The organism is Cohnella sp. GCM10020058, from assembly GCF_042683485.1.
Classification (GTDB): Bacteria; Bacillota; Bacilli; order Paenibacillales; family Paenibacillaceae; genus Cohnella.
Genome location: NZ_JBHUJV010000002.1, coordinates 339,037 through 364,077, shown reverse-complemented (window position 1 = coordinate 364,077; position 25,041 = coordinate 339,037). Strand labels below are relative to the sequence as shown.

Annotated in this window: 16 protein-coding genes; 12 read left to right on the top strand and 4 right to left on the bottom strand. The window is 60.8% G+C overall.

Going from position 1 to position 25,041, the window contains the following annotated elements:
• The first annotated feature begins 235 nt into the window (after positions 1-235).
• The 3 genes from ACFSR7_RS04700 (at position 236) to ACFSR7_RS04690 (ending at position 11,263) form a co-directional block, all read left to right on the top strand.
• Positions 236-7,000: an S-layer homology domain-containing protein gene (locus ACFSR7_RS04700; RefSeq protein ID WP_378159380.1), complete on the top strand. Its 6,765-nt coding sequence runs from the start codon at positions 236-238 to the stop codon at positions 6,998-7,000.
• A 212-nt stretch (positions 7,001-7,212) separates the two neighbouring features.
• A complete protein-coding gene (locus ACFSR7_RS04695) occupies positions 7,213-11,004 on the top strand; it encodes a glycosyltransferase family 39 protein (RefSeq protein WP_378159379.1) in 3,792 nt (1,263 codons plus the stop codon).
• Between the two features lie 16 nt (positions 11,005-11,020).
• Positions 11,021-11,263, top strand: a complete 243-nt coding sequence (locus tag ACFSR7_RS04690) for a cysteine-rich CWC family protein (protein WP_378159378.1) — start codon at positions 11,021-11,023, stop codon at positions 11,261-11,263.
• Between the two features lie 451 nt (positions 11,264-11,714).
• On the opposite strand, the gene ACFSR7_RS04685 is transcribed toward ACFSR7_RS04690, so the two are convergent.
• The 3 genes from ACFSR7_RS04685 to ACFSR7_RS04675 all read right to left on the bottom strand — a co-directional run bounded on the left by ACFSR7_RS04685 (position 11,715) and on the right by ACFSR7_RS04675 (position 13,480).
• The gene (locus tag ACFSR7_RS04685; protein ID WP_378159377.1) at positions 11,715-12,362 is read right to left on the bottom strand and encodes a M15 family metallopeptidase; all 648 of its coding nucleotides are present in this window, start codon (positions 12,360-12,362) and stop codon (positions 11,715-11,717) included.
• 157 nt (positions 12,363-12,519) lie between these two features.
• Complete coding sequence (locus tag ACFSR7_RS04680) at positions 12,520-13,125, bottom strand: SDR family NAD(P)-dependent oxidoreductase (protein ID WP_378159376.1); 606 nt, start codon at positions 13,123-13,125, stop codon at positions 12,520-12,522.
• Positions 13,126-13,225: 100 nt separating this feature from the next.
• Positions 13,226-13,480 carry an Atu4866 domain-containing protein gene (locus ACFSR7_RS04675; protein WP_378159375.1) on the bottom strand — a complete coding sequence of 85 codons (255 nt, stop codon included), beginning with the start codon at positions 13,478-13,480 and terminating at the stop codon, positions 13,226-13,228.
• Between the two features lie 206 nt (positions 13,481-13,686).
• On the opposite strand from ACFSR7_RS04675, the gene ACFSR7_RS04670 reads away from it, so the two are divergent.
• The 4 genes from ACFSR7_RS04670 (at position 13,687) to ACFSR7_RS04655 (ending at position 17,456) form a co-directional block, all read left to right on the top strand.
• Entirely contained in the window at positions 13,687-14,772 is a 1,086-nt protein-coding gene (locus ACFSR7_RS04670) for an AraC family transcriptional regulator N-terminal domain-containing protein (RefSeq protein WP_378159374.1), read from the top strand.
• A gap of 4 nt (positions 14,773-14,776) precedes the next feature.
• The gene (locus ACFSR7_RS04665) at positions 14,777-15,535 is read left to right on the top strand and encodes an MBL fold metallo-hydrolase (protein ID WP_378159373.1); all 759 of its coding nucleotides are present in this window, start codon (positions 14,777-14,779) and stop codon (positions 15,533-15,535) included.
• Positions 15,513-16,100 (top strand): TetR/AcrR family transcriptional regulator, encoded by a 588-nt coding sequence (locus ACFSR7_RS04660; protein ID WP_378159372.1) that lies wholly within the window; start codon positions 15,513-15,515, stop codon positions 16,098-16,100. The genes ACFSR7_RS04665 and ACFSR7_RS04660 overlap by 23 nt, the downstream gene beginning before the upstream one ends.
• A gap of 495 nt (positions 16,101-16,595) precedes the next feature.
• Complete coding sequence (locus ACFSR7_RS04655) at positions 16,596-17,456, top strand: VOC family protein (RefSeq protein WP_378159371.1); 861 nt, start codon at positions 16,596-16,598, stop codon at positions 17,454-17,456.
• 75 nt (positions 17,457-17,531) lie between these two features.
• On the opposite strand, the gene map is transcribed toward ACFSR7_RS04655, so the two are convergent.
• Entirely contained in the window at positions 17,532-18,284 is a 753-nt protein-coding gene (map, locus tag ACFSR7_RS04650) for a type I methionyl aminopeptidase (protein WP_378159370.1), read from the bottom strand.
• Between the two features lie 299 nt (positions 18,285-18,583).
• On the opposite strand from map, the gene ACFSR7_RS04645 reads away from it, so the two are divergent.
• The 5 genes from ACFSR7_RS04645 to ACFSR7_RS04625 all read left to right on the top strand — a co-directional run bounded on the left by ACFSR7_RS04645 (position 18,584) and on the right by ACFSR7_RS04625 (position 24,938).
• Entirely contained in the window at positions 18,584-19,141 is a 558-nt protein-coding gene (locus tag ACFSR7_RS04645; protein ID WP_378159369.1) for a chromate transporter, read from the top strand.
• A 146-nt stretch (positions 19,142-19,287) separates the two neighbouring features.
• On the top strand, positions 19,288-19,944 hold the full coding sequence (locus ACFSR7_RS04640) for an HAD family hydrolase (RefSeq protein ID WP_378159368.1): 657 nt from the start codon (positions 19,288-19,290) through the stop codon (positions 19,942-19,944).
• Between the two features lie 94 nt (positions 19,945-20,038).
• Positions 20,039-21,136 carry a GntR family transcriptional regulator gene (locus ACFSR7_RS04635; RefSeq protein WP_378159367.1) on the top strand — a complete coding sequence of 366 codons (1,098 nt, stop codon included), beginning with the start codon at positions 20,039-20,041 and terminating at the stop codon, positions 21,134-21,136.
• A 386-nt stretch (positions 21,137-21,522) separates the two neighbouring features.
• Entirely contained in the window at positions 21,523-23,154 is a 1,632-nt protein-coding gene (locus ACFSR7_RS04630) for a response regulator (RefSeq protein WP_378159366.1), read from the top strand.
• Complete coding sequence (locus tag ACFSR7_RS04625; protein ID WP_378159365.1) at positions 23,151-24,938, top strand: sensor histidine kinase; 1,788 nt, start codon at positions 23,151-23,153, stop codon at positions 24,936-24,938. Before ACFSR7_RS04630 ends, ACFSR7_RS04625 begins: the two co-directional genes overlap by 4 nt.
• The last annotated feature ends 103 nt before the right edge of the window (positions 24,939-25,041 follow it).

Genomic DNA, 25,041 nt, shown 5'->3' with positions numbered 1-25,041 from the left:
GAGCGTGTCAATGTGTCGGAAATAAACGATTTTTCCGGTTAACGGAGTGCCAAAGTCGATCTATGTGCCGAAGATGAGCATGTTTAGCTTTACAAACTTTCTCTATATCGAGCGATAGTGCCTGATCTCCAACTTCGTAATATTGCGCCTAGAACGCCCATAAACGCACATCGTCATGGAATCGTTTTCATTTTACGATGAGAAGGATTCCATATTATGGGGAGGCCACCAGACCATGTCCAGTTGGAGAAAATGGCTTGCGGCGTGCATGACAGCGCTGCTGATGCTGACGTCGATGCCGGCATTCGCGGCGGAAAACGCGCAGCAGGAGCCGCAGCGCTTGCAGGAGGCGGATGCGGGAGGCGCAGGCATCGCGGCGCCGGCCTACATACGCATCAAGAATAAATGGCAGAGCAATTACCTGTACGAAGGCTCGGACGGCACGGTGCGCTACGGGCGGACGGCGCTGGACGACGCCTCGTCGCAGTGGCGGCTGGAGTCGGCAGCGGGCGGAACTCGCATCCAAAATCGCGCCACCGGCCACTATATCACGATCGCCGAGACGGCGAAGCGCCGGGATGCGCTCGTCGCCCGCGAGATCGGCGTAAGCACCGCCGCCGATCAATGGCTCATCGAGGATGCGAGCCGGCCGGGCTACAAGGTCATTAAGAGCGCGACCTTGGAGGCGAGCGCGAACCTCGTCATTCACGAAGAGGACCAGCTTGGCTATGCCGAAGCCAGCAGTGACATCAATATTACGTTCGAGAGTCCGCAATGGATGTTCGAGCCGGCGGAGACGCTGCAGCCGGTGCTCATCGCGAACGAGTTCAGGGCGGGACAGTTCCTGTACGAGACGGCCAATCCGGAGGATGGGCGCACGAGCAATGTAGTCGCCTTCGGCAAGATCGATCCGACGGATCCGAAGGCGCACTGGTACGTGGAGGTCGAGTCGGGCGAAGCCGGCGCGGCGCAGACCGTGCGCCTCCGCAACCGGGCGACGGGCGACTATATCGAGCAGTTCGACGCGGACAATTATTGGCGCAGGATCGAGACGGCCCCGGCGTCCGCGGCCGGGGCGCAGCGATGGACGATCGCGCCCGCCGCTGCGGAGAACGGCGATCCCGTGCCGGGCTACATCTCCATTTCGAGCGCGGACCATCCCGCCTATGTGCTCAATACGCAATTCGAGGATACGTACGCGCGGTCCAACGATTGGTCGAACGCGGGAAGAAGCAACGCGCATTGGAAAATCGCGCCCGCCTACGACGTCAAGCCGGTGCGTATCGTGAATTACACGGCTGCGGACGTAGGTACGGACTATCTCTATGAAGGGGACGGCGGCTTGCTGAAGCACGGCGCGTTGGCGGCCGGCGGGGAGAACGATCCGGCTTACCAATGGATCGTCGAGGACCAGGACGGCAAGAAGCGCATCCGCAATGCGGCGACGGGCAGCTATCTGGCATCCGGCGACCCGCTCGCGGTCAGCGCTGCCGGATCGGTGACATCGGCGGTTTATCAATGGCAGCTCTCGCCTTCCGAGATGTACGACGACTACGTGAACATCGCCGCGGCGGACGGCTCCGGTCTGCTGCTGCTCCAGGGCGGCGTCCTGCGCACGGGCGCGTCCGATCCGGACACAGACGCCGCACAGTGGCTGCTTGAGGATCCGGCCGCGCGGACGGACGGGTCGCCGCATTACGTGCGTATCCAGAACGAGTGGAAGCCTTATGTCTGGTACGAAGACGACAGCGGGGATTTGAAGTACGGCAATCCGCGCACGGACGGCCGGGATCAATGGCTCATTGAGAAATATCAGGGCCGCAAGCGGATCCAGAACCGCGCCACCGGCCACTATGTCAATATGCAGAACATGACAGACGGCCATATCCGCGTCACCGACGTCTCGGACGACTGGGCGAGCGCCATTTGGGTCGTCGAATCGCTCGCAGGCGGTTCCAAGCTGATCTATAACGTGGCGGATCGGGTGAAAAATCAGGAGGTCCAGAAGCTGATCAACCTGCAAAACCTGAACAAGTATGCCGAGTACGCCGAGATCAACCGAAACTGGGGCAGTCCGCACTGGACGCTGATTCCGGTGGACGACGCGGGACCGTCGCACCTGCGTTTTACGAACAAGCAAGGGCAATCGCTTTATGAGGAAACGGAAGGCGATGCCGCAGGCAAGGTGCGCTACGACAATCTGCCGGCCTCCGACATGCGGGCCGTGTGGTATGTCGAGGATGCGGGCAGCGGGGCCAAGCGTCTGAAGAACGTGAAGACCGGCCACTACATCGCGATGGAAAACATGGCGGGACACGAGGCGGAGGATGCGCCGAATCTGCCGCTCGGCACGGAAGCGGTCGTGTACGAATCGTGGGGAAGCGCCAAGTGGTATCTGGAGGCCGCGTCCGAGAACGGGTATACCGCGATCCGCAGCGGCTGGGCCGGCCATTATATTTATGCGGACGGCGCAGGCGGCACGAAGGTGAGCAAGACCGTCAAGTCGGGCGGCGGAGATTTCTCGGACGACGCGCTGTTCAAGGCGGAGCCCGTCGAGATGAAGCCCGAGGTACCCGAAGGCTACATCCGCATACAAAACGAAGCGAACGGCCAATACCTTTATGAAAACCGCGGCGGCGTCGTCCTGTACGGCAGCATTGCCGAGAATAACGGGTACGGCCATTGGCGGCTCGTCCAGCAGGATGGCGCGACCCGTATCGAGAATCGGGCGACCGGCCACCTCATGACGCTGACCCCGGATTACCGGTACATCGAGAGTTTGCCGGCCTCGGACGTTGCGAATCCGGCTGCAGACTGGTCGATCCAAGCTTCGTCTTCGTCCGCCGGCCATTGGCTAATCCGCAATATGGCAGACGGCTACGACGACGAATATGTCCATACGGACAACGCAGCCGGTTATGCGGAGCGCGGGCTCGTGCCGGTTTCCTTCGGAACCGCCAGGTGGAGCTTCGCAGCTGCGCCGGCGGATTACGAGACGCCGGAAGACGGCGGCGCTGCGAATACGGATACGGCAACGCCGGTATTCGACGATACCGCCTATATGCGGATCGGCAGCGGCGGCGTCTGGCTCGCGGACCGCGGCGGGACGATCGCGCTTGCGACTGAGAGCGGCGCGGCCGCGCAATGGCTGCTGCAGGATTTCAACGGCCGCAAGCTGATCAAGAACCGGGCAAGCGGACGTCTGCTGGCGTTGGATCAGGCGGGACAGCCGATCGCTGCGGTTGAAGGTGCGCGCGGCCAGACGACCTCGCAATGGGAAGTCGTCGAGACGCAGGGGCTGCTGGAGATTCGGAGCGCAGCCGATCGCGGAGGCTTACTTCTGCATGCAGGCGGAGCCGCCAAATACGGCGACGCCGTGGACGACGTCGCGCAAGGGCGTTGGATCTACGAACGTTTGCCGGGCGATGTCGTCTATGAAGCGGAAAATGCATTTATGGGCGGAGGCGTTGCGTCGAATCGAGACCTGTCCGGCTATACCGGCGACGGGTATGCTTCCGGGTGGACTGCGGGCACGGAGAGCGCTAATGGCGCAACCGGCGCAAGCGACCCGGGCAGCGCGCACGCCAAGCTGACCTTTACCGTCAACGCGCAGGCCGCAGGAGACTACGACGCGGTCGTCCGTTACGCTGCGCCGGGCGCATCCGTCTCGTCGACGCTTGGCGTCGCCGTCAACGGCCTGTCCGCCGCCGCGCTCAGTCTCCCGCCGACCGGCGCCGGCTGGTCGACGGCAACGTTGCGCCTGACGCTGCGCCAAGGGCTAAACACGATCGCGCTGCAGCCGGCAAATGCCGGAGCGGGCGCCGCCGGTCAGACGGCCGCCGCTCTTGCCGTCGACTCGCTCACGCTCAAGAACAGCGTCGCACCGGCATACCGGGGCGCCACCACGCCTTACGCGAGCTATGAGGCGGAGGACGCCGAGACGAACGGCCAGCTGCTTCGCGCTTCCCGATCGTACTACGATCCCGCCTCCGAGGCGTCCGGCCGCGAGGCCGTGAAGCTGAGCGAGACCGGCGACTATGTCGCGTTTACGCTGGCGCATCCGGCCAATTCGATTGTGCTGCGCTACTCGATTCCCGACAGCGCGGACGGGGCGGGCCGTACGGAGACGCTGGGACTGTACGTCAACGGTCAATTCAGGCAAAAGCTGACGCTGACGTCCAAGTACGCCTGGGAATACGGCAGCTATCCGTGGTCCAACGATCCGACGCAAGGCAGCGGGCACCGCTTTTTCGATGAGGTGCATGCGCTGATCGGCGACGTGCCTGCGGGCGCAAAGATCTCTCTTAAGAAGGATGCCGACAGCAACTCGCCTTTTTACACGATCGATCTGGCGGACTTCGAGCAGGCGGCGGCTCCGCTGCGAATGCCCGAAGGCTTCCTGTCCGTGGACGATTACGGCGCGGCTGCGAACGACGGCATCGACGATACCGCGGCCTTCAAGCGGGCGATGGATGCCGCTAAAACCGAAGGCAAGGGCGTCTGGTTCCCTGCGGGCGAATACGAGCTGCGGGACGGCCTGCTCGACCTGGACCGCATCCAGATCCGGGGTGCGGGCATGTGGCACACGCAGTTGACGGGCGCCAAGTTTGTGGGCAAGGGAGACGATATCGGCGTCTACGACCTGCTGATCGACGGGGATATCAACGTGCGGGACGACGAGGCGATCACGAATGCGTTCCACGGCGGCTTCGGTCCGGGCTCCGTGCTGCAGAACGTCTGGATCGAGCATACGAAGGCGGGCCTGTGGCTCACCAAAGTGAAGGACGGCGAGTCGTATACGCACGGCCTGCATATGGTCGGCCTGCGCATGCGCAACCTGATGGCGGACGGCATCAACTTCAGCGTCGGCACGACGGACAGCATGCTGGAGCAGAGCGACGTGCGCTATCCGGGCGACGACGGCATCGCGATGTGGTCGACCGACGGCCGCTCGAGCGTGGGCAACACGGCGCGCTTCAACACGGTGAGCCTGCCGTGGCTCGCCAACAACATCGCCGTCTTCGGCGGCACGGACAACCGGATTCAGGACAATGTAGCCAAGGACACGATCACCAACGGCTCCGGCATTACGGTGTCCACGCGGTTCAACCCGCTCCCGTTCGCGGGGACGACGGTCGTTGAGCGCAATACGCTCATCCGCACGGGCAGCTACGATACGGGGCTGCAGACCAATCTGGGCGCGTTCTGGCTTTTTGCCGACACGAAAAATATGACCGGCGAAATCGTACTGCGCGACAATACGGCATTGGACAGCACCTATGCGGGCGTCGTGGTCAATGGGACGCAAGCGGTGTCGGGCGGCAGGCTGCTGCTGCAAAACCTTGTGCTCGACGGCGCCGGCACGGCGGGCGTGCAGGTCGCACAGGCCGTCACGGGGGCGGCCGAGATCGATAATGTCATCGTTCGCGGCGCGAAAATCGCAGACGTAACGAACGCCTCGATGGGCTTCGTTCTTCGCGAGGTCAACGAGGGCTTCGCGTCCGCGGCCAAACGGTTTGCTGCGACGGCTGAGGGCGGCTCGCTGAACGGCTTCGCCCTGACTGCCGGCGCAACGCTTGCGATCAAGGTGACCGACGCGGCGGGCAAGGACGTTACGGCGCAGTCGACCTTCACGACGGAGCAAGCTTCGACCGCGGCGGTAGATGCCGCGGGCGTACTGAAGGGCATCGCGGCGGGCGAGACGCGTCTGCGCATCGCCTATGACGGGGCCGAGCGGACGTATACGGTCAAAGTCGCGTCCGCGCAGGCCGGGAACCCGCCGACAACCGGCGGCGGCAACGGCGGAACGGCCGGCAGCGCGCTCGAATCCGCGGCTGCGGCTAACGACGCCAAGCTGAAGGTGGCGACAGGAGAGGCGATCGCGATAGCCGCGTCGGCGGACGGCACCGCGCCGTTTACCGCGCAGGCACTGCTCGCGGCTGCCGCCAACCAGCCGGACGCCGTCCTGACGATCGCAAGCGGCGACAGCACTTACCGGTTCCCGCTGTCGCTGGCCGCCAAGCTCATCAAGGATCGCGGCTACGATCAGGACCCGAAGGCATTGTGGATTTTCGAGATCAAGCCGCTCGAAGATACATCCCTGGCACCGCTCCGGGAGGCGGCGAAGCGTCAGCATCTCGAGCTGGTCGCCGCGCCGGTCGAATTCGCCATAACGCTCCGCAGCGACGCCAAGACCGAGTCGATTGCCGACTTCGGCGGCGTTTACGTCGAGCGCACGTTGAAAACCGCGAAGCGCCTCGATGAAGCCTCGGTCACGGCGGTTGTTTATCGGCAGGAAGAGAACGGAACGGGAACGTTCGTCTATGTGCCGGCGCTGTTCGAAGCAAGCAAGGACGGCGGCACGGTCGTTACGATCCGCAGTCCCGGCAACAGCGTGTACGCCGTCGTGTCGCATACCGCTGCGTTTGCGGATCTGGCGAATCATTGGGCCAAGCAGGAAATCGAACGGCTGGCGTCGAAACTAATCGTCAAAGGCGTTGGAGAAGACGCGTTCGGACCTGCGCGCAGCATTACGCGGGCCGAGTTCGCGGCGCTGCTCGTCCGGGGGCTCGGCCTCCGGGATCCGGGCGGCGACGCCGGCTTCAAAGACGTGGCCGGCAGCGCCTGGTACGCGGCGGAGGTGCGCACGGCGGCCGGTTACGGTCTCGTCCGCGGCTTCGAGGACGGCAGCTTCCGTCCGCAGGCGACGGTCACCCGCGAAGAGATTGCGGTCATGACGGCGCAGGCGCTGAAGCTGGCCGGCGCATCTGACTTAACCGGCGCGGGCGCGGGTACGCCGGCGGCATTCGCGGATGCGGGGGACGTCCATGCCTGGGCGGCGGACGCGGTCCGGACCGCTTCGGCGCTCGGCATCGTCAAGGGTCTGCCGAACGGACGCTTCGCGCCGCGCGCCACGGCAACCCGGGCGGAGGCCGTCGCGATGCTCGGCCGTGCGCTGCAGGCAGCGGGCCTGTCGAACGCAGCCGACGCAGCCGAGTAACCGTCGCGCAATTATGCGTCAATGCCAGATGAACCGTAACAAAAACAGGAATCGCATCGTCAATAAGCTTTAAACACGGGAATGCGCGTCTTCGCTTCGAAGCGGGGATGCGCATTTCTGCCGGTTAGCGGCAGGCGGCGCCTTCACGGATGCCGCCGGCAGCCCGGGCGCCGCGTCGCTGCGCGAGAACGAAGGGATCGTCGGGGGGAAGCATGAGGAGAACGATAGGGGTATGGTTGTTGGCGCTGTTGATCGGCGCGCTGCTTGCGGGAGGCGTCTCCGCCGTTCATGCGGAAGAAACGGCCGGGTTGATTCGCAACGGCGGCGTGGAAACGCCCGTCGCAAGCGGCGGTCAGCCCGATGGCTGGGCGCAAGACGTATATACGTCGGACGCGGGCGGCGCTGCGGTCAGCACGCTGACGGTCGGACAGGACGGCGGCCATAGCGGGCAAGCCTATTTGAGCGTCTCCAGCGCGAGCGAGAACGATGCGCGCTGGATCCAGGAGGTACCGGTCGAGGCCGATACGGTCTACAGGCTGTCCGGCTGGATTCGGGTCGCGGGCGGGCTCGCCGACCGAACCGGCGGCAACCTCTCCGTGCTCGGCATCGCGGCTCCATTCCCGTCGGTCGGCGATTCCCAGGGCGAATGGCGCCAGGTCGAATGGTACGGCAAGACCGGCGCCGACCAGAAGAGCGTCATCGTCGCGGCTCGCCTCGGCAGCTACGGCAGCCTGAACAGCGGCAAGGCGGACTTCGACGACATCTTGCTCGAAAAGCTGGCGGAAGCTCCGGCAGGCGCCGTCGTCATTCCGTTGTGGCCGGAAGCCTACGCAGGAGCAACGTCCGGCGGTGAAGGCACGGGCGGTGGGCACGGCACGTATACGGCCATGATGTTTTTGCTGGCCGCCGCTTATGCCGCCCTGACCTGGGGAATCGTCTCCTACTTGCGCCGCGCGGGAGATACGCGTCTGCCGGGCAGGAACAAAGAGCGCGCAGGCAAAGGTGTCCTCCTGTTGCTTTTTGCAGGCGCCTTGCTTATCCGCGCTGCCTGCGCGCCGATTATGCAGGGACATCCGATTGATGCCCTGGACTTCTACTTCTGGGCGAATCATGTCTACGAAGCGGGCCTTCACGGCTTTTACACGGCCGACATTTTCGTGGACTATCCCCCCGGCTACATCTATGTGCTGTACGTCGTCGGCCTGCTGCAGAAGCTGATGCATATCGGCTACCCGTCCGCCGGTTCGGCGCTGCTGCTCAAGCTGCCGTCGATCGCGGCCGATCTTGCGGCCTCGTACGTCCTGCTGCGCATCGCGCGTCCGCGCTTCGGCGCTGCCGCAGGTGCCGCGATCGCCTCCCTGTATCTGTTCAACCCGATGGTATTCCACAATTCGGTCGTGTGGGGCCAGATCGACTCGTTCCTCGCTCTCTTTATCCTTCTTGCCGTGTGGGCGATCGCGGCGGGCAAGCTTCCTTATGCGACGGCAGCCGTCGTCGTCGCCGTACTGATCAAGCCGCAGGCGATCGTCGTCATCCCGGTGCTGCTGCTCGCCCTGGCCGTCCGGCGCAGCCGCAGGGCCTGGGGCGAATCGCTGCTGTATGGCGCAGCCGTATTTGTCCTGCTCGTACTGCCGTTCTCCATCCATCAGTCCCCGGACTGGATCGTCGAGCGCTACAAGGCGATGTTCGACAGCTACCCCTACGCCACGCTGAATGCCGCCAACCTGTATGGCCTGCTTGGCCTGAACGGCGTCAATGTATCTGCTGCGATGGCGTTCTGGAGCAACCTGTCCGTCGTGCTCATCGTCGCTTACGTCGTCTGGCTGGCTTGGCGGCATCGCAAGCTTGCGGCTGCGCCGCGCTGGACGTACCTGGCTTACTTGACCTTTCTGCTCGTGTTCGCGCTCAAGACCAGCATGCACGAGCGTTACGGTTACCCGGCCGTCGCGCTTGCGCTGCTCGCATTTATCCTGCTTAAGGACCGTCGATTGCTATGGATGTTCCTCGGCCTGACGTTCACGCATTTCGCGGACGCGGCTTACGTACTGTACTTCGGACTCGATAAAAACTATTACCTGTCGGGCACGGACGGCTTTTTCCGCTTCCTGTCGCTCGTCAACCTGGCGATATCGGCTTATGCCGTCTACGTCGGCTGGACGCTGGACAAGGGCAAGGCGCTGGCAGCCACGCCGGTTGCAACAGCCGACTCCGCTAAAGGCGGCAAAGGCGGCGCTTCGTCCAAATCGGCGTCAGCCAAAAGCGCGCTGTCCAAATCGACGCCCGCCAAACCTGCGTTCGCGATCGCCATATCGGCATCCGACGCCAAGTTCTCCCGACTCGATCGCTTGCTCGTCGTCGGCTTGACGCTCGTCTACGGCATCATCGCGCTCGTCAACCTCGGCTCGATGCGTGCGCCCGAGTCCGGCTGGACGCCTGCCGCGCCGGCCAGCGCCATCGTGTACGACTTCGGCGAGCCGCAGGCGATCGCCTCCGCCATCTGGTTCGGCGGTACGCGCGACGAGGGACGCGCGGAAGACAGCACGATCGAGCTGTCGCAATCGGCGGACGGCAATAACTGGACGAGCGCCCTGTCGTTCGTGCTGAACGGCGGATCCGTCTTCCAATGGAAGGAACAGCCTGTCGCCATCAATCAGCGGTACGTACGCGTATCGGCTTCGAATCCGGGCTGGACGCTGTACGAGCTGTCCTTCCGCGACGCGGAGGGCGGCGCCTTGACGCCGGTCAAGACAAGCGAAGGCGGTACCGCGCTGCTCGACGAGCCGGGCGACGTGCCCAAGAAGCCGTCTTATCTCAACAGCATGTATTTCGACGAGATCTACCACGGCCGCACGGCATACGAGTTCCTGCACCAGATCGAGCCGTACGAGACGACGCACCCGCCGCTCGGCAAGGGGCTGATGGCGCTCGGCGTCTCCCTGTTCGGCATGAACCCGTTCGGCTGGCGGATTATGGGCACGCTGCTCGGCATCGCGATGATCCCGCTCATGTATTTGCTAGCCAAGCGGATGTTCGGCCGTACCGAGCTGGCCTTCGCGGCGGCATTTCTGCTGACGTTCGACTTCATGCACTTCACGCAGACGCGCATCGCGACGGTCGACGTCTACGGCGTTTTCTTCATTCTGCTCATGTATCTGTACATGTACAAATATTACGAACGGGCGCTCGCGGGAGAAAGCTTCCGCCGCGTCGCCGTGCCGCTTGCGCTGGCGGGCCTGTTCTTCGGTCTTGGGGCAGCGAGCAAATGGATCGATATTTACGCGGGGGGCGGACTTGCGGTGTTGTTCGCGATCACGCTGTGGCGGCGGCGGGCGGAGCATGCTTTCCTGCTGCGCGCCGTGCTCTGGTGCGTGCCGTTTTTCCTGGTCGTGCCCGCGTTGATCTACACGGCGAGCTACATTCCGTTTTTCCTCGTACCGGGTCCGGGACATGGCTTCCACGACATGCTGACCTACCAGAAATTCATGTACAACTACCACGCGCATCTGGTGGCGACCCATCCGTTCGCGTCGAGCTGGTGGGAGTGGCCGCTGATGATCAAGCCGATCTGGTATTACGGCGGCACCGTTGCGGCGGACCAGGTGTCGAGCATCGTGGCGATGGGCAATCCGGCCGTATGGTGGATCGGCATCCCGGCAGTCGCAGGCGCGATTTTCCTGCTCTTCAAGGGCCGGGCGCGCGACCCGCGGCTTGTCTTCCTGCTGATCGGACTGGCTGCCGAGTATCTCCCGTGGGTCGGGGTGTCCCGCCTGACCTTTATCTATCACTTTTTCGCGAGCGTGCCATTTATCATTCTACTGATCGTGTACTTATTGAAGGAAGGCAGAGAGAGCGGGCGGCTCTCGCGCGGTCACGTCTACGGCTACCTCGGCGCGACGCTGCTGCTGTTCGTCCTGTTCTATCCGATTATGTCCGGCATGACGGTGGACAAATCGTATGTCGTTCACGCGCTCCGTTGGTTCAATTCCTGGATCTTTAATGGTTGAGGAGGCGCGGAAGAAAATGACGACGGACAAAACAAATGCCGCGGGCCCGGCTGCGGAACGGATATCGGCGGAAAGGGCTGATCGCGACCGCTGCCCGCTCTGCAGCGGACCGAACGGCTGCGCGATCGAAGCGGGGCTGCAGGCCGAATCCTGCTGGTGCATGCGCACGACGATCGGCGAGGACGTCCTGGCAAACGTGCCGCCGCCGCTTCGGGGACGAGCCTGCATCTGCCCGGCTTGCGCCGCGGGCAACAAATAAAAAAAGGTGTCCGGCCCATCGGGGCGCGGACATCTTTTTTTTAACAAGCAACGCTGCCGGCCTGCTGCGCCCATTCTCTCCGCGTGCCGGCGCTTTATAGATGTTTGACGAGCCAAATACCTGCATGTGTACAGGTATTCTCTACCGACTCGCGCCACCTGATGAAATACCTGCAAATGTGCAGGTAAATGCAAAGCACAAGCCTAAAATCGGGCTGATGGAGGAAAATGCCTGCGTATTTGCATCTTTTCTGACCAAAAGGGGCGAGATCGGCCTAAAAAGATGTATATTTGCAGGCATTGCGGCGAAAGAAACCTGGCGGCTTTTCTTATCAAGCCTTGCTTCAAGCCTTGCTTCAAGCCTCGCTTCAAGCCTTGCTTCAAGCCTTGCTTCAAGCCTTGCTTCAAGCCTCGCTTCAAGCCTCGCTTCAAGCCTCGCTTCAAGCCTCGCTTCAAGCCTCGCTGCCGGCGTGCTGCGTCCATTCCTCCGCAAGCCGAAGATCCTCGGGCGGCCGGTGCCCGCGCTGGAGCTCCTCAATGGATAACCCGAAGTCCATTTGCAGGTGCGGGTAATCCGGGAAGCTCTCCCAGTCGCCGCCCCAGGAGAAGCCAAGCCGCTTGGCGATCCCGACGACTTCCATCCAGTCGGCTTTTCCGTTGCGATTGCCGTCGTACGCCGTATCCCATAGGACTTTGCCCTTCTTCGTGCGGATGGCGAAGTCGATGGCAAGGCCGTAGTTATGATACGATTGGCCGCCTCTGGCGTTGGTCACGATGTCGCCTGGAGCGCTCCGTCCCTTGCGATAAAGCGCGTTCTGCTCGGCCTCGCTGCGAAATCCGTCCGTAATCGCAATGCGTATGCCCAGCGCTTCGGATTCGGCCTTCAACGTTTTCATTTTTTCGGCGACGATCGGGTGCAAGGAGACGACCGGCGGTACTTCGCGCCACAGCTCGGCGGGCAGCAGCAATTTGACGGCTGGCAAATTCGCGGCCACGATCAGCGCGGCGGCGACGCATGCGGCCAGCAGCAGGCGACCGCGCCTGCGGGTTGAGGCAGCCCGCCTTCTCGCCAGCGATGCGCCCGAGGGTTCCAATTTCATCAATCTCTTCCTTTCAACGCTATCTTTACTCCCTATTATTCTCCCTAATGCGGATCGTAATCCTATTATCTATTATAAGGTTGCAAGGGGAGGAATCCCAAACGTCCATGGGGAGGGCAAGATTGCGTAAAAGGTGGCAATTTGGAGTTTGAGGGAATTAATCTCCCCTACGATCTTGAAATGAAGTAGATAGGGTCAAATGCTTATTGCTGTCCAAGTCGCGCAGCACACGCTGTATTTTTTCATTCGCCGCTTTATAAGCGTCGGGTCCTAAAAACAGATGCGGCGGAGGCGCGGAGGTTGAGGCGACTCGCATCATAACTTCAGCGGCCTTAGCGGGATCTCCCTGCTGTTTGCCCGACATTTCAAGATAACGATCGATTGAAGCCTGTGCTTCCGTATACGCAAGAATTGGATTCGGCGAGACGGACAACGATTGTTCGGTCAGGAAGCTGGTGCGGAAAGCGCCGGGATAAACAACGGTGGCCGATACGCCGAACGGCTTCATCTCGGCAGCCAAAGCCTCCGTAAGGCCGGATACGGCGAATTTGGTGGCGGAGTAGCTGCCCCAACCGGTATAACCGCCTGCGAACCCGCCGATGGAGGACATATTAAAAATGTGACCCTGGCCCGCCTTTCGAAGATGAGGAATTATATGACGGAGTACGTTCATCATGCTAAATATGTTTATGTCAAAGTGGTCGCGTATCTCTTGGTCGGTCAGCGATTCGAACGTTCCTTGCAGTTTCCTGTTACGAACCAAACATGGGGATGCTTCATCGATAAAATCCTCCTGTATTAAAACGATTGCTGGCCGGTCAGTTGGACATGTTTTTTCGGTTCTCGGCTCGATATAGGAACGTTTATTTTTCCCGATAAAAAATCATGCCGCCGTGGTAGAGAACGCCGTCTCGAAACGCTCCGTCGGCAGTGAAGCCGGTATCGTCCACATAGTCGATATGATCTCCCTTAATGGTATAGCTGCCCTGATAAGCGCTTTTCCGATTGCCGCGAGCCTCGTCATAGCGACCGTTTGGCAGAAGCGCTTGACGAACGTAACCGTCCCGGGTAACCCACATGCCGACATAAGATTGTTGTTCGCCCCTATGGTTCTCCATTTTGATTTCCTCCTTTGATGAATGGGGATTGCTTACGAACGCCTGCTTTTAATGAACGGTGGCGCCAGTAAGCATTTCGGTGACTTCAGTATGTAATAAATAAGAGGCTGCCCGGTAGACGAATCCAGTCGAGTTATTGCATAATACTCCAAATCGGAATAAAATAGTTCGCAAAAGGGGCGAGGAAGGAGCTTGTGGGGAGAACGATGACATGGGCTGACGAGATCGTTAAAAAGCAGAAGGAATTGGCTTTTGTTATCGACCGGTATCCTGAGGGAACGCATGCTACCGCCATTCCTTCCTTGAAGTTCATTCGCTCCGACGGAGCGTCCCAACCGATCTATTCGATCTATAATCCGTCCATGTGTATCGTTGCACAAGGATCCAAGTTGATTATGCTGGGACAAGAGAGTTATCGATACGATCCGGCATCCTACCTGGTCGCCTCCGTCCATTTGCCGATTACCGGACAGATCGTCCAGGCCACGCCACAGCATCCTTACCTTAGTCTTCAACTGGATTTTAGTACGGATCAGATCGTAGATATGATCAAGGAATTCAACTCGGAGCGGGATCTTAAGGAAGTTTCCAGACGCGGCCTGGTGGTAAGTCAAACGAGCCCGTCCCTGCTCGAGGCCGTATTGAGGTTAGTCCGTCTGTTAGACACGCCGCGGGATATCCCTGCGTTTGCCCCTTTGGTCATTCGTGAAATTCTTTATCGGATTTTACAGAACGAGCAGGGCGCTGCCGTCCTGCAGTTCGCCGTGGCCGGCAGCAATGCCGGGCGGATCGCGAAGGTCATTCATCTTATCAACCGCGATTTTGCCAAGCCTTTGCGTATTGACGAGCTGGCCAAAGCTGCAAGCATGAGCGCGTCTTCCTTGCACGCTCATTTCAAGGAAGTCACCGCTATGAGCCCCTTGCAGTATCAAAAACAAGTGAGGCTGCAGGAGGCTCGCCGTTTATTGCTATCGGATATTCCGGAAGCCGCGAATGCCGGATTCCAAGTGGGCTACGATAGTCCCTCCCAGTTCAGCCGCGAATATGCCCGGATGTTCGGTCGGCCTCCCTTAAGCGACATCAAACGCCTTCGCGAGTCTTTATCCCTGCAAGACGCTAAGTATTTTGAAGCGCCATCCAACCTGGGAAAAACGGGCGGATGGTGTTTTCGTTTCTTTTGTTGTCGTTGGCGTCGTCCTCCTCGTCGAGGGGGCGCAAAAATGGGCTTGCAAAAACTAATGGCATTAGCTATATTAAAACTAATAAGATTAGTTTTCGAAAACGGAGGTTAGGAAAATGCAACTGACGACCATCGCTAATGTACACCAGTTATCTTTTATGCCCCGCTTTTTCCCGGTTAATGCTTACTTCGTGCAGGAGCGGGACGGCCTGACGTTGATCGACGCGGCGCTCCCTTACAGCGCCAAAGGCATTATCGACGCGGCAGCCCGCATCGGCAAGCCCATCCGCCGCATTCTGCTGACGCATGCGCACGGCGACCATATCGGCGCGCTCGATCGGCTGAAATCGGCGCTGCCCGATGCCGAGGTGCTGATCTCCGTGCGGGATGCCAGACTGCTCGCCGGAGACAAGACGCTGGATGCGAGCGAGATCCAATCTCCCATCCGAGGCGGCGTGCCGAAGCCGGGGGCCATTCGTACCCGGCCCGATACGCTTCTCGCCGACGGCGACCGCGTAGGCTCGCTGCTCGCGGTAGCGACGCCCGGCCATACGCCCGGTTCGATGTCTTTTCTGGATACGCGCACGGGCGCCTTGATCGCGGGAGACGCCCTTCAGGTGCGCGGCGGCATGGCCGTGTCCGGGAAGATACAGCCGCTGTTCCCTTTTCCGGCGATGGCGACATGGAGCCCCGTCGAAGCGCTCCGTTCGGCCAAGCGGCTCGTCGGACTGAAGCCGACGCTGCTCGCGGTCGGACACGGCCGGATGGTCGCGGATCCGCTTGAGGCGATGACCGCTGCGGTGCACGCCGCGGAGCGCAGCCTTGGAGCGCAAGGAACAGGAGGGGCCAGCCATGTCACCGCGAATCGGCCTTGACCGGGCGACGCTGCTGCAGGCTGCCACGGAGATGGCCGACGAGCACGGCCTGGAGTCCGTGACGCTGTCGTCCCTCGCGCAAAAGCTGAAGATCCGCTCGCCTTCGCTCTACAATCACGTCAACGGCTTGCCCGACTTGCGTCGGGAGCTGGCGCTGTCGGGCCTCGCCAAAATGGCCGCGCGCTTTGAAGCCGTTTTGCCCGACGTCTCGGGAGACGAAGCCTTGCGCACATTCAGCCGCGCCTACCTCGATTTCGCCCGTCGGCATCCGGGCCTGTACGAAGCGGTTCAGCGCGCGCCCGATCCCGAAGACCGCGATTTGAGCGAAGCCGGGGCTGCCGTCGTTGGACTCGTTGTCCGCGTCATAGAGACTTACGGCCTGCGCGGGGACGAAGCCATCCACGCCGTGCGCGGCATCCGCAGCGTCCTGCACGGCTTCGTCTCGATCGAGCGCCAGGGAGGCTTCGGCATGCCTCTCGATTTGGATGTTACTTTTCGCTTGCTGGTAGATACGTTTATTGCCGGCGTCAAATCCCTCAGCGAGCAGGGAGAGACGGGCTTCTAGGCGAACGCGCCGAGGCCAAAGGGGTGAGGGACAGGTCCGGTAACAAAGGCCTCTTTTTACCGTTTTAACGATATCCCCTTCGAACAGGACAGCTGCTCCAAGGCGCCCGTACCCATGGATCTTATCGGCTTTTCGCGTAACCGCCTATGTCGCTCCAGCATAAGAGTCCCCGGGGTCCCCGGGGATACCGAAGCCGTCCCTGACTCGAGGGGATACTGTTAAAACGCAGCGAGACCCATGCTCGACTGTTCCTGACTAAAGGGGATATCGTTAAAACGCGACGAGGACCTGTGCGCAAATGTCCTGACGCAAGGGGATACTGTTAAAACGTAGTGAAACCTCATATGTCACCGCTCCTCACGCAAGGGGATACCGTTAAAACGTGGCAGAGGCGCGGCTAAGTTCAGCTTTTCTTGACAGCAGTTGCCGAATCGGATAAAGTGTAACTTACCAAAAGTAATTTACTTTATATAAATGATAGAGAGGACGGTCCTTATGACACGTTCCATCCATCCCGATACGGACCTCGGCACCGTACATTTAAAAGTTTCCGAGCTTGATCGATCGATCCGGTTCTATGAAGAAATCATCGGCCTCCAGCTGATCTCTCGCGAGGGCGAGACGGCTCGGATGGGCGTTGGCGGGCCAGCCGCGCTGCTCCAGCTTGAACAGTTGTCCGAAGGCGCGGTTCCGGCGCCTCGCAGGCGCACGGGCCTCTACCACTTCGCGATCCTCGTGCCGACGCGGGAGACACTCGGACTTGCGGTGCGCAACTTCCTCCAACGCCGGGTCCCGATCGGGCAAGGGGATCACCTCGTCAGCGAGGCGATCTACCTGAACGATCCGGACGACAACGGCATCGAAGTATACGCCGACCGTCCGCGGGAAACCTGGACTTATACCCAGCAAGGCAAAGTCGCGATGGCGACGGATCCGGTCGATATCGAGGGTCTGCTTGCCCTGGCCGGCGACAAGCCATGGACGGGACTGCCCGCCGGTACCGTGATGGGGCATGTGCATCTGCATGTCAGGGACCTGCAGGAGGCCAAGCGATTTTACGTCGATACGCTCGGCTTCGATATTGTGGCCAACTACGGCGGCCAGGCGTTGTTCGTGTCCGCAGGCGGCTATCATCACCATGTCGGCCTGAATACATGGGCGGGCGTGGGCGCACCGCCGCCTCCCGCGAACGCGCCAGGGCTGATTTTCTTCACGGTCCGGCTGCCGGACGCCGCAGAGCTTGCGCGCATCCTGACTGCGCTTGGCGAGCAGGGCCTTCCGTCGGAGCAGTTCGAGGACGGCTACCTCGTCGCCGATCCTTCGTCGAATCGCGTGCTGCTGACGGTGCGCGCCTAACGCGGCTCCAATAATAAAAAGCCTTCGGCTCTACCGAACCCGGTAGCCGAAGGCTTTTTTATCAGGATGCCGATATTAGTCGTCTTGCGAGGTCAAGATCACGGGGCCGTCCTTGGTGATCGCGATCGTGTGCTCGAACTGCGCGGACAGCTTGCCGTCCATCGTGCGCGCGGTCCAGCCGTCTTCGTCGATCGTCATGCGCCAGGTTCCCTCGTTGATCATCGGTTCGATCGTGATGACCATGCCTTCTTTGAAGCGGAAGCCTCTGCCGGGGATGCCGACGTGAATGAAGTTCGGCTCTTCGTGCAGTTCTCTTCCGATGCCATGCGCGGCCAATTCCCGGACACAGGAAAAGCCGTTCGCTTGCGCATGCTTGTGCAGCGGGTACATCGCGTCGCCGATCCGGTTGCCGATGACGGCGTGCCGGATGCCGATATCGAGACATTCCTTCGTCACGCGCATGAGCTTCTCGGCGGTCGGCGACACGTCGCCGACCGCGTATGTCCATGCCGAGTCTCCGAGCCAGCCGTTCAGCTCCGCGACTGTATCGATGGTCACAATATCTCCGTTTTGAAGCGGGGTATGATTGGGAAAGCCGTGCGCGATCACGTCGTTGACGGAGGCGCAGGTGGCGAATTTATAGTCTTTGTACGTTTTCGTGAACGGCCTGGCGCCGTAGCTGGCCATGACGTCCTCGACAAGCTCCTCGATCTGCCATGTCGTCACGCCCGGACGGATCATCTTGCGGATTTCCTTGTGACAGGCGGCTACGACCGCTCCCGCCGCTCTGATATGCTCGATCTCCTGAGGAGATTTCAGCGTCACCATGGCTTACAGGCTCCTCTCTTCTCTACGGTCACGATACACCTTTTGGCATTAAGGCGTCAATTCGCCCGCTATAGGCAAAGTATGCGGGGATGAAGGGAGGGGTGCGCACATTGTACGAAGACGTCTGCAGCCCGATCATTGTATCGCGTTCCGAATTCCGGCGCTCGTTTCAGCCCTGCGAACAACGATGTCCTCAAGACGTAGCGCCGCTCGCTTGCCGTTTACTACAATAGAGGCCAAATGAGCGCCTTAAGATAGCCGGTCAAGCCGGCATCTGGGAGGAAGAACGGAGGAGCGGCATGATCAAGCAGCTGGTGGATTTGTTTGTCGCATTCGGGAGATCGACGATGCTTGGCTACGGCGGAGGACCTTCGATAATTCCTTTGTATCAGAACGAAGTCGTGAACCGGTATCAATGGATGGGAAACGAGGACTTCGGCAAGGCGCTCGCCTTCGGCAACGCGCTGCCCGGTCCGATCGCCACCAAGCTGGCGGCTTATATCGGATTCAAGGTCGCAGGCTGGCTCGGCGCGCTCATGGCCGTGACGGCCGTCGTCCTGCCGACGGCTTTGCTTATGGTGCTGCTTGTCGGCCTGATGCACAGGCTGCAAGGCAATCCGTATATCAAAGGAATGATCAAAGGCGTGCAGCCGGTCATCTTCGTCATGCTCGCGATGCTCGCCTACGACTTCGCCAAGTTCGCGTTTCAGCGCAGCGGCGGACCGGTCGTCTTTCTGCCGTTCGCGCTTGCTGGGATTTACTTTATCATGGTACAGTATCTCAAGATCAATGCGGTGTGGGGCATTCTCGGCGCGCTGGTCATCGGAGCCTTTTTCATGCGGGAAAACGCAGGCTGAGGAGATTTGCCGAGACTGCAGACGAACGGCGGTTCGAGCCGACTCATCCATTCCGACAGGAAACCGCGGAGCGCTCCGGCATTGGCCGGAGCGCTTTGTCGCAGGCGGAGCCGTCTAAGGGATTAGAAGAGGAGCTGGAGATAACGATGATCAAGGCGGTCGTGTTCGATTTTGACGGAACGATACTGGATACGGAAACCGTAACCTACGAAGCGATGAACGGCGTATTCAGAGAGCGGGGACACGAGCTGCCGATGGATAAATGGGCAGGCGCGATCGGCACGCTTCACGGCTTTGACGCATGCGCGGAGCTGTCCGCATTTACGGGAGAGACCATCGATCGCGGATGGCTCGACGCCCGGTTCGGAGAGCTGTACGCCGGGATGGTGCACCAGGTGCCGCTGCTGCCGGGTATCCTCGACGCGCTCGAAGAAGCGAAGCGGCTCGGGCTCGCGGTTGGGCTCGCTACGAGCTCTTACCGCGCATGGATCGAACCGCATCTGGAGCGACTCGATCTTCGCAGGCATTTTGACGCGATCCATACGGCGGACGACGTGGAAAAGGTGAAGCCGGATCCGGCGCTGTACCGGCTGGCCGTTCGTTCGCTAGGCGTGGAGCCGGGCGAAGCGGTCGCCATCGAGGATTCGCTGAACGGGCTGAGAGCCGCCAAGGCCGCCGGCTTGTACGGCATCGCCGTACCGAATGCCATGACGGCGGGGCTCGACTTTGCCGAAGCGGATCTCGTCGTGCCGACGCTGGACGGGCAAAAGCTCGAGATGCTCGTCGCGCGGTGGAACGGCTGAACGGCCAACCATAAGCGGCTGCGACTTTGATTGTACGTACAAGTGCGTCGCTGTGTTATAATAGCTGCTATACGTTTTGCGCGAGGTGAACGAGTTGAATCCGCAATACCCCAAGTATCAGCGGTTAAAGGAAGAGATCGTCTCCTGGATCGCCGGGGGCAAATACCGTCCGGGAGACAAGCTGCCGTCCGAGAACGAGCTGGCCGAGCAGTTCGGCTTAAGCCGCCAGACGGTCAGGCAGTCGATCGGCGAGCTGGTCAGCGAAGGCTGGCTGTCCCGCGAACAGGGCAAGGGCACGTTCGTGGCGAAGCTCCAGGGCGATCGCAGAGGGCCCGGCGCCAGCCGGATGGTCGGCTTGATCACGACGCATATTTCCGATTACATTTTCCCGTCCATCGTGCGTGGCGTCGAGGCCGCGCTTAAGGAGAAAGGCTACCGGCTGTTGCTGTCAAGCACGGAGGGCAGCAAGGAGAAGGAGCGGGAGAGCCTGGAGACGATGCTGACGCAGGGCGTGTGCGGACTCATCGTAGAGCCGACGAAAAGCGCGGAGGGCAACCCGAATTACGAGACGTTTATGGCGCTGGAATACCATGGCATTCCGATGCTGATGATCAACGAGCAGTATCCGGATCTGGACTGGCCCTGCGTGAAGGTGGACGACGAAGCCGGCGGCTTCCTGGCCACGGAGCATCTGCTCGCGGCGGGACACCGCGCGATCGCCGGACTGTTCAAGACGGACGACCTGCAGGGCGTGCAGCGGATGAAGGGCTTCGTCCAGGCGAATCGCGAACGCCGCTTGTCCGTACCGCCCGACCTGCTCGTGCGCTACCGGACGGAAAACCGCGCATCGCGGCCGCACGAGGCGCTGCGCGAGCTGCTCTCGCGGCCGGAGCCGCCGACCGCGATCGTCTGCTACAACGACCAGCTGGCCGTATCGCTGCTGGATGTCATCCGCGAGGCGGGGCTGCGGGTCCCCGAGGATCTGTCCATCGTCGGCTACGACGACTCGTTCCTTGCGACCGCCACCGAGGTGAAGCTGACGACGGTCTCCCATCCGAAGGCCGAGCTCGGCGAGCTTGCCGCGAATCTGCTCGTGACGATGCTGGATAAGGACGCGGTCGGCCGCGGCGGCCACATCTACAAGCCTCAGCTGATCGTGCGCGAATCAACGGCCGGGCCTTCGGTTCGTTAGTGCGGCTCGGCTGCGGGCCTTCTTCAAGCTTCGTTCTTTCACGATCCCCGATCGTTGCATTGCATGCTGGGCGGACCGTTGTGCGCTTCTCTAAAATGAAAAGAGCACAGGAAAGGAGGCGCAGGGGTGAACATGACGGGCACTTGCGCGGACGATCTGACGATGATTTGCGCAATCGCTTACAATTTTGAAATGGGTTACCGTCTGCGATACGGATACGTTCGGCCGGATCCAGGACACCGGCCGGTCGTTCCGCCTGCTCACGGAGAGCAACGGCACGGACGTCTGTGTCAGGTGATGCTTCCTTAGGATAAAAAATGGAGCCGTCTCGGTCCTTCGGGACCGGGCGGCTTTTTTAGACTACCAGGATTGCGAGATGATAAAAGATGAAGTTCAAGCTGCTTATCGTCGACGACTTCTTCGTCGAGCGGGAGACGGTCAAAGAGCTGATCTCGGCGTCGGGACTCGAATTGGAGGTTGCCGGAGAAGCATGCGACGGGCTGGAGGCGCTCGCGATGATCGAGAGGGAAGCGCCCGATTTCGTGCTGACGGACATCGAGATGCCTTTTATGAACGGCATCGCGTTCGCCGAGGAGCTGCGCCGCCGTCGGCCCGAGGTCGACATTATTTTTTTCACCTACTACGAGAAGTTCGAATACGCCAAAAAAGCGATAGATTTGAATGCGTTTTCATTTGTGTTGAAGCCGATTGTCGACGAAGAGCTCGTAGGCGCCCTGCAGCGTATCGTCGACGACAAGAAGCGCAAAATGAGTGAAATGGACGAGCGTGCCCGGCTGGAGGAGGCCTTGCAGGCCAGCATGCCTTTGTTAAAGGAACGCTTTATGCGCAGCTGGCTCGCGGGGCTTGGCGGCGATGACGAGAAGATCGAAGCGCAGCTGCGCTTCTTCTCCTTGCCCGTGCCGGCTGGCCCCTATGCGGTGCTGGCAGTAGAGCTGGACGATCCGGGCGCCCGCTTCGACGAAGCGCCTGTGGCGGAGCGGGAGCTGCTGCTGCTGCGCGTATCCGACATCTTGAGAAGAGCGCTGGCCGATCGTCCGGGCTGTCTGATCTGCAAAGCGGAGGGTTTGCGCTGGGGCGTTAGCCTGTTCGGCAGCTTGGCGGAAGAGGACGCAGTCTCGACGTCGGATCGGGCATTCGCCGCGGCCGAGTTGATCTGGCAGGAGGCGGCCGAGGCGGGGCTCAGCCTGACGATCGGCATCGGCAGTCCGGTATGCGGACTGGCCCGGCTGGCGGAAGGCTACCGGCAGGCTTCACAGGCGCTGTCGCACAAGTTCCGGCTTGGTCACGGGCAGCTGATCAGCGCGGACGAGGTCGAACGAAGCGGCGAAACGGACGAAAGCGGCGGACGCCTGTCCCAAGGGATGATGGACGAGGTGAACCGGGCGCTGCTAAGCGGAGAGGCGGAGCGATTCGCCGACAGGCTGCTTGCCGATGGCGGCGTGCGCGGCGCGCATGCCGTTCGCGGGCTATGTCTCGGCATCGTCTCTTGCGTCCAGCTGCTGCTCAGCGAACGCAATCTGGATTTGGCGCAGAGCGGCGCAGCGCCCGAGTTCCAGTGGGAGCGGCTGCTGAAGCTGGAGACGATCGCGGATATCCGGCAGTGGCTGATCGCCTTTCTGGACGCGTCGGCCCGGTGGATGGAGGCGCAGTCCGAGCACAAGTCCGGCGCCGTCGTTCGAGAAGCCAAGCGACTGATGGCGTCCCGCTACGTCGAGCCGCTGACAGTGAGGACGATATCCGACAGCCTTCACTACAGCCCGAATTATTTGAACTACGTATTCAAGCAGGAGACGGGACAGACGATCCTGGAATACTTGACGCACGTACGCATCAAGGCGGCACAGAAGCTGCTTCGGGAATCGGCCGCCAAAATGTACGAGATCGCCCGCATGGTCGGCTACGGGCAGGAAACGTATTTTCGCAGCGTGTTCAAGCAGCTTACCGGGCTGACGCCCAAGGAATACCGGGAAAAGACACGGGGGCCGGGAAGCCTATGAAGGCCTGGTTTAGGGATTTGACGCTGAGGAGCAAGCTTGTCCTCACCTTTACGCTGCTGATCGCGGTTGTCGTGCTGCTCGGCGGGTGGATCAACTACCGAATCGCGGAGAGCCGGATCGAACGGACGGAGACGATGCTTCTCCTGCAAAACTTGAAGCAGACGGCAGCCCTTGTCGATTACAATCTCGATTCCTATCAGCGCAAGACGGAGATCGTATTTGCCAATTCCAGCTTTCAAGAGACGCTGGCGTCCAGGTACGACGATTTCTCGTCGCTGTACGACGCTTACCGCAACCGAATATACAGCGTGCTCGAGCCGGTGCTGCTGGACATGACCTATTCGTCCACGGAGATTTTCACCGAGGGCAACGAGCTGATCAATGTCATTATTTATTCCGACAACCCGTCGCTGCCGAGGGACACGGGCATCATTCGCGATTTGACCGCCGTCCATGGCGAATCCTGGGTTCAAGCGCTGCGTGCCGCGCCGAGCCAGATTATATGGCGGGGATTGTACGAGGAGAACGGGGAGCGTTATATCTCGGTCAGCCATACGCTGAAGTCGTTCCGGACGCTTGAGGAGCTGGGCATTCTGACCATTATGATTCCCGAGGTCAAGCTGAAAAAGCTGCTGGAGGAAAACAACGAAAATTCGGAGGCTGCGCTGCTGCTGTTCGATGCGGACGGAAACAGCATCGGCGCCAGTCGCCCGGATCTGCCCGCGGGGGAGATCGAAGCGGTTCTGCAACGCATGCGGACGGCAGGCAGCGAGGTCGGAAGGATCCGTCTGCAGGATGGCGACTATTTGGTCGCCGCTTCGGAATCCCGCATCACGGGCTGGCAGCTTACCTCGGTCGTGCCCTATCATGTCGTGACCGACTCGCTGCGGGGAATCGCGCTGACGACGGCGACGATACTGATCGTCAGCGTGCTGCTCTGTCTGGGCGCGACGGTGTTCATCTCCCATCTGACGACGCGCAGACTGATCAAGATTACGAACAAGATGAATCGCGTGAAGGAGTACGGACTGGAGCCGCTCTCCGTCATCGCGGGCAAGGACGAGATCGGGCAGCTCGACGGCGCCTTTAACAGGCTGATCACTTCGCTGAACGGGATGACGGAGGAGCGGGTCCGGTTGGAGCGGCAGAAGACGACGCTTCAGATCGACCTGCTGCAGCTTCAGATCAACCCGCACCTGCTCTACAATACGCTGGCGACCATTCAATGGAGGGCGAAGCAGGCCGGGACGGCGGATATCCAGCGCGTGACGGAAAGCCTGATTCGCTTTTTCAAGCGCTTTTTGAACAAAGGCGGCGGCGAGACGACGTTCGGCCAGGAGCTGGAGATGATCCGGGAATATACGCAAATTTTGCAGTTCACCTATAACATGTCCTTTGCGGTCGAGATCGACGTAGTGCCCGAGCTTTTGGACGTTCCCGCACTTCATTTGCTGCTGCAGCCGATCGTCGAGAACGCCGTCGTGCACGGCATCAGGCCGTCGAAGCGGCAAGGGCTGCTGCGAATCGAAGGATATGGCACGGCGGACGGCAAGGTCGTATTTGTCGTCTCCGACAACGGGATCGGCATCCAGGCGGATATCGTAGCGAAAATCAACCGGAACGAGGAGCTGGGCCGACTGAAGCCGGGTTACGGATTGTCCAACGTGAAAAAGCGGATCGCGCTCGTCTATGGCGAAGGCTGCGGCGTAAGCGTGAACAGCGGAGAGAGCGGAACGTCCGTTATCGTCACGCTGCCTGCCGCCGGCGGGGGCGAAGACAGCTAAGCGCTTGTCGTTCTTCTGCATCTCCCAATAGGTGTTTTACGTTCTGTATTCGCTTTCATGGGCGGGCTACAATGACTTCACAGACACAGAACGACATACCGAC

Excerpts from the sequence above, each read along its gene's own strand:
- ACFSR7_RS04700 (WP_378159380.1), top strand. The coding sequence starts at position 236 with ATGTCCAGTTGGAGAAAATGGCTTGCGGCGTGCATGACAGCGCTGCTG.
- ACFSR7_RS04695 (WP_378159379.1), top strand. The coding sequence starts at position 7,213 with ATGAGGAGAACGATAGGGGTATGGTTGTTGGCGCTGTTGATCGGCGCG.
- ACFSR7_RS04690 (WP_378159378.1), top strand. The coding sequence starts at position 11,021 with ATGACGACGGACAAAACAAATGCCGCGGGCCCGGCTGCGGAACGGATA.
- ACFSR7_RS04685 (WP_378159377.1), bottom strand. The coding sequence starts at position 12,362 with ATGAAATTGGAACCCTCGGGCGCATCGCTGGCGAGAAGGCGGGCTGCC.
- ACFSR7_RS04675 (WP_378159375.1), bottom strand. The coding sequence starts at position 13,480 with ATGGAGAACCATAGGGGCGAACAACAATCTTATGTCGGCATGTGGGTT.
- ACFSR7_RS04670 (WP_378159374.1), top strand. The coding sequence starts at position 13,687 with ATGACATGGGCTGACGAGATCGTTAAAAAGCAGAAGGAATTGGCTTTT.
- ACFSR7_RS04665 (WP_378159373.1), top strand. The coding sequence starts at position 14,777 with ATGCAACTGACGACCATCGCTAATGTACACCAGTTATCTTTTATGCCC.
- ACFSR7_RS04660 (WP_378159372.1), top strand. The coding sequence starts at position 15,513 with ATGTCACCGCGAATCGGCCTTGACCGGGCGACGCTGCTGCAGGCTGCC.
- ACFSR7_RS04655 (WP_378159371.1), top strand. The coding sequence starts at position 16,596 with ATGACACGTTCCATCCATCCCGATACGGACCTCGGCACCGTACATTTA.
- map (WP_378159370.1), bottom strand. The coding sequence starts at position 18,284 with ATGGTGACGCTGAAATCTCCTCAGGAGATCGAGCATATCAGAGCGGCG.
- ACFSR7_RS04645 (WP_378159369.1), top strand. The coding sequence starts at position 18,584 with ATGATCAAGCAGCTGGTGGATTTGTTTGTCGCATTCGGGAGATCGACG.
- ACFSR7_RS04640 (WP_378159368.1), top strand. The coding sequence starts at position 19,288 with ATGATCAAGGCGGTCGTGTTCGATTTTGACGGAACGATACTGGATACG.
- ACFSR7_RS04630 (WP_378159366.1), top strand. The coding sequence starts at position 21,523 with ATGAAGTTCAAGCTGCTTATCGTCGACGACTTCTTCGTCGAGCGGGAG.
- ACFSR7_RS04625 (WP_378159365.1), top strand. The coding sequence starts at position 23,151 with ATGAAGGCCTGGTTTAGGGATTTGACGCTGAGGAGCAAGCTTGTCCTC.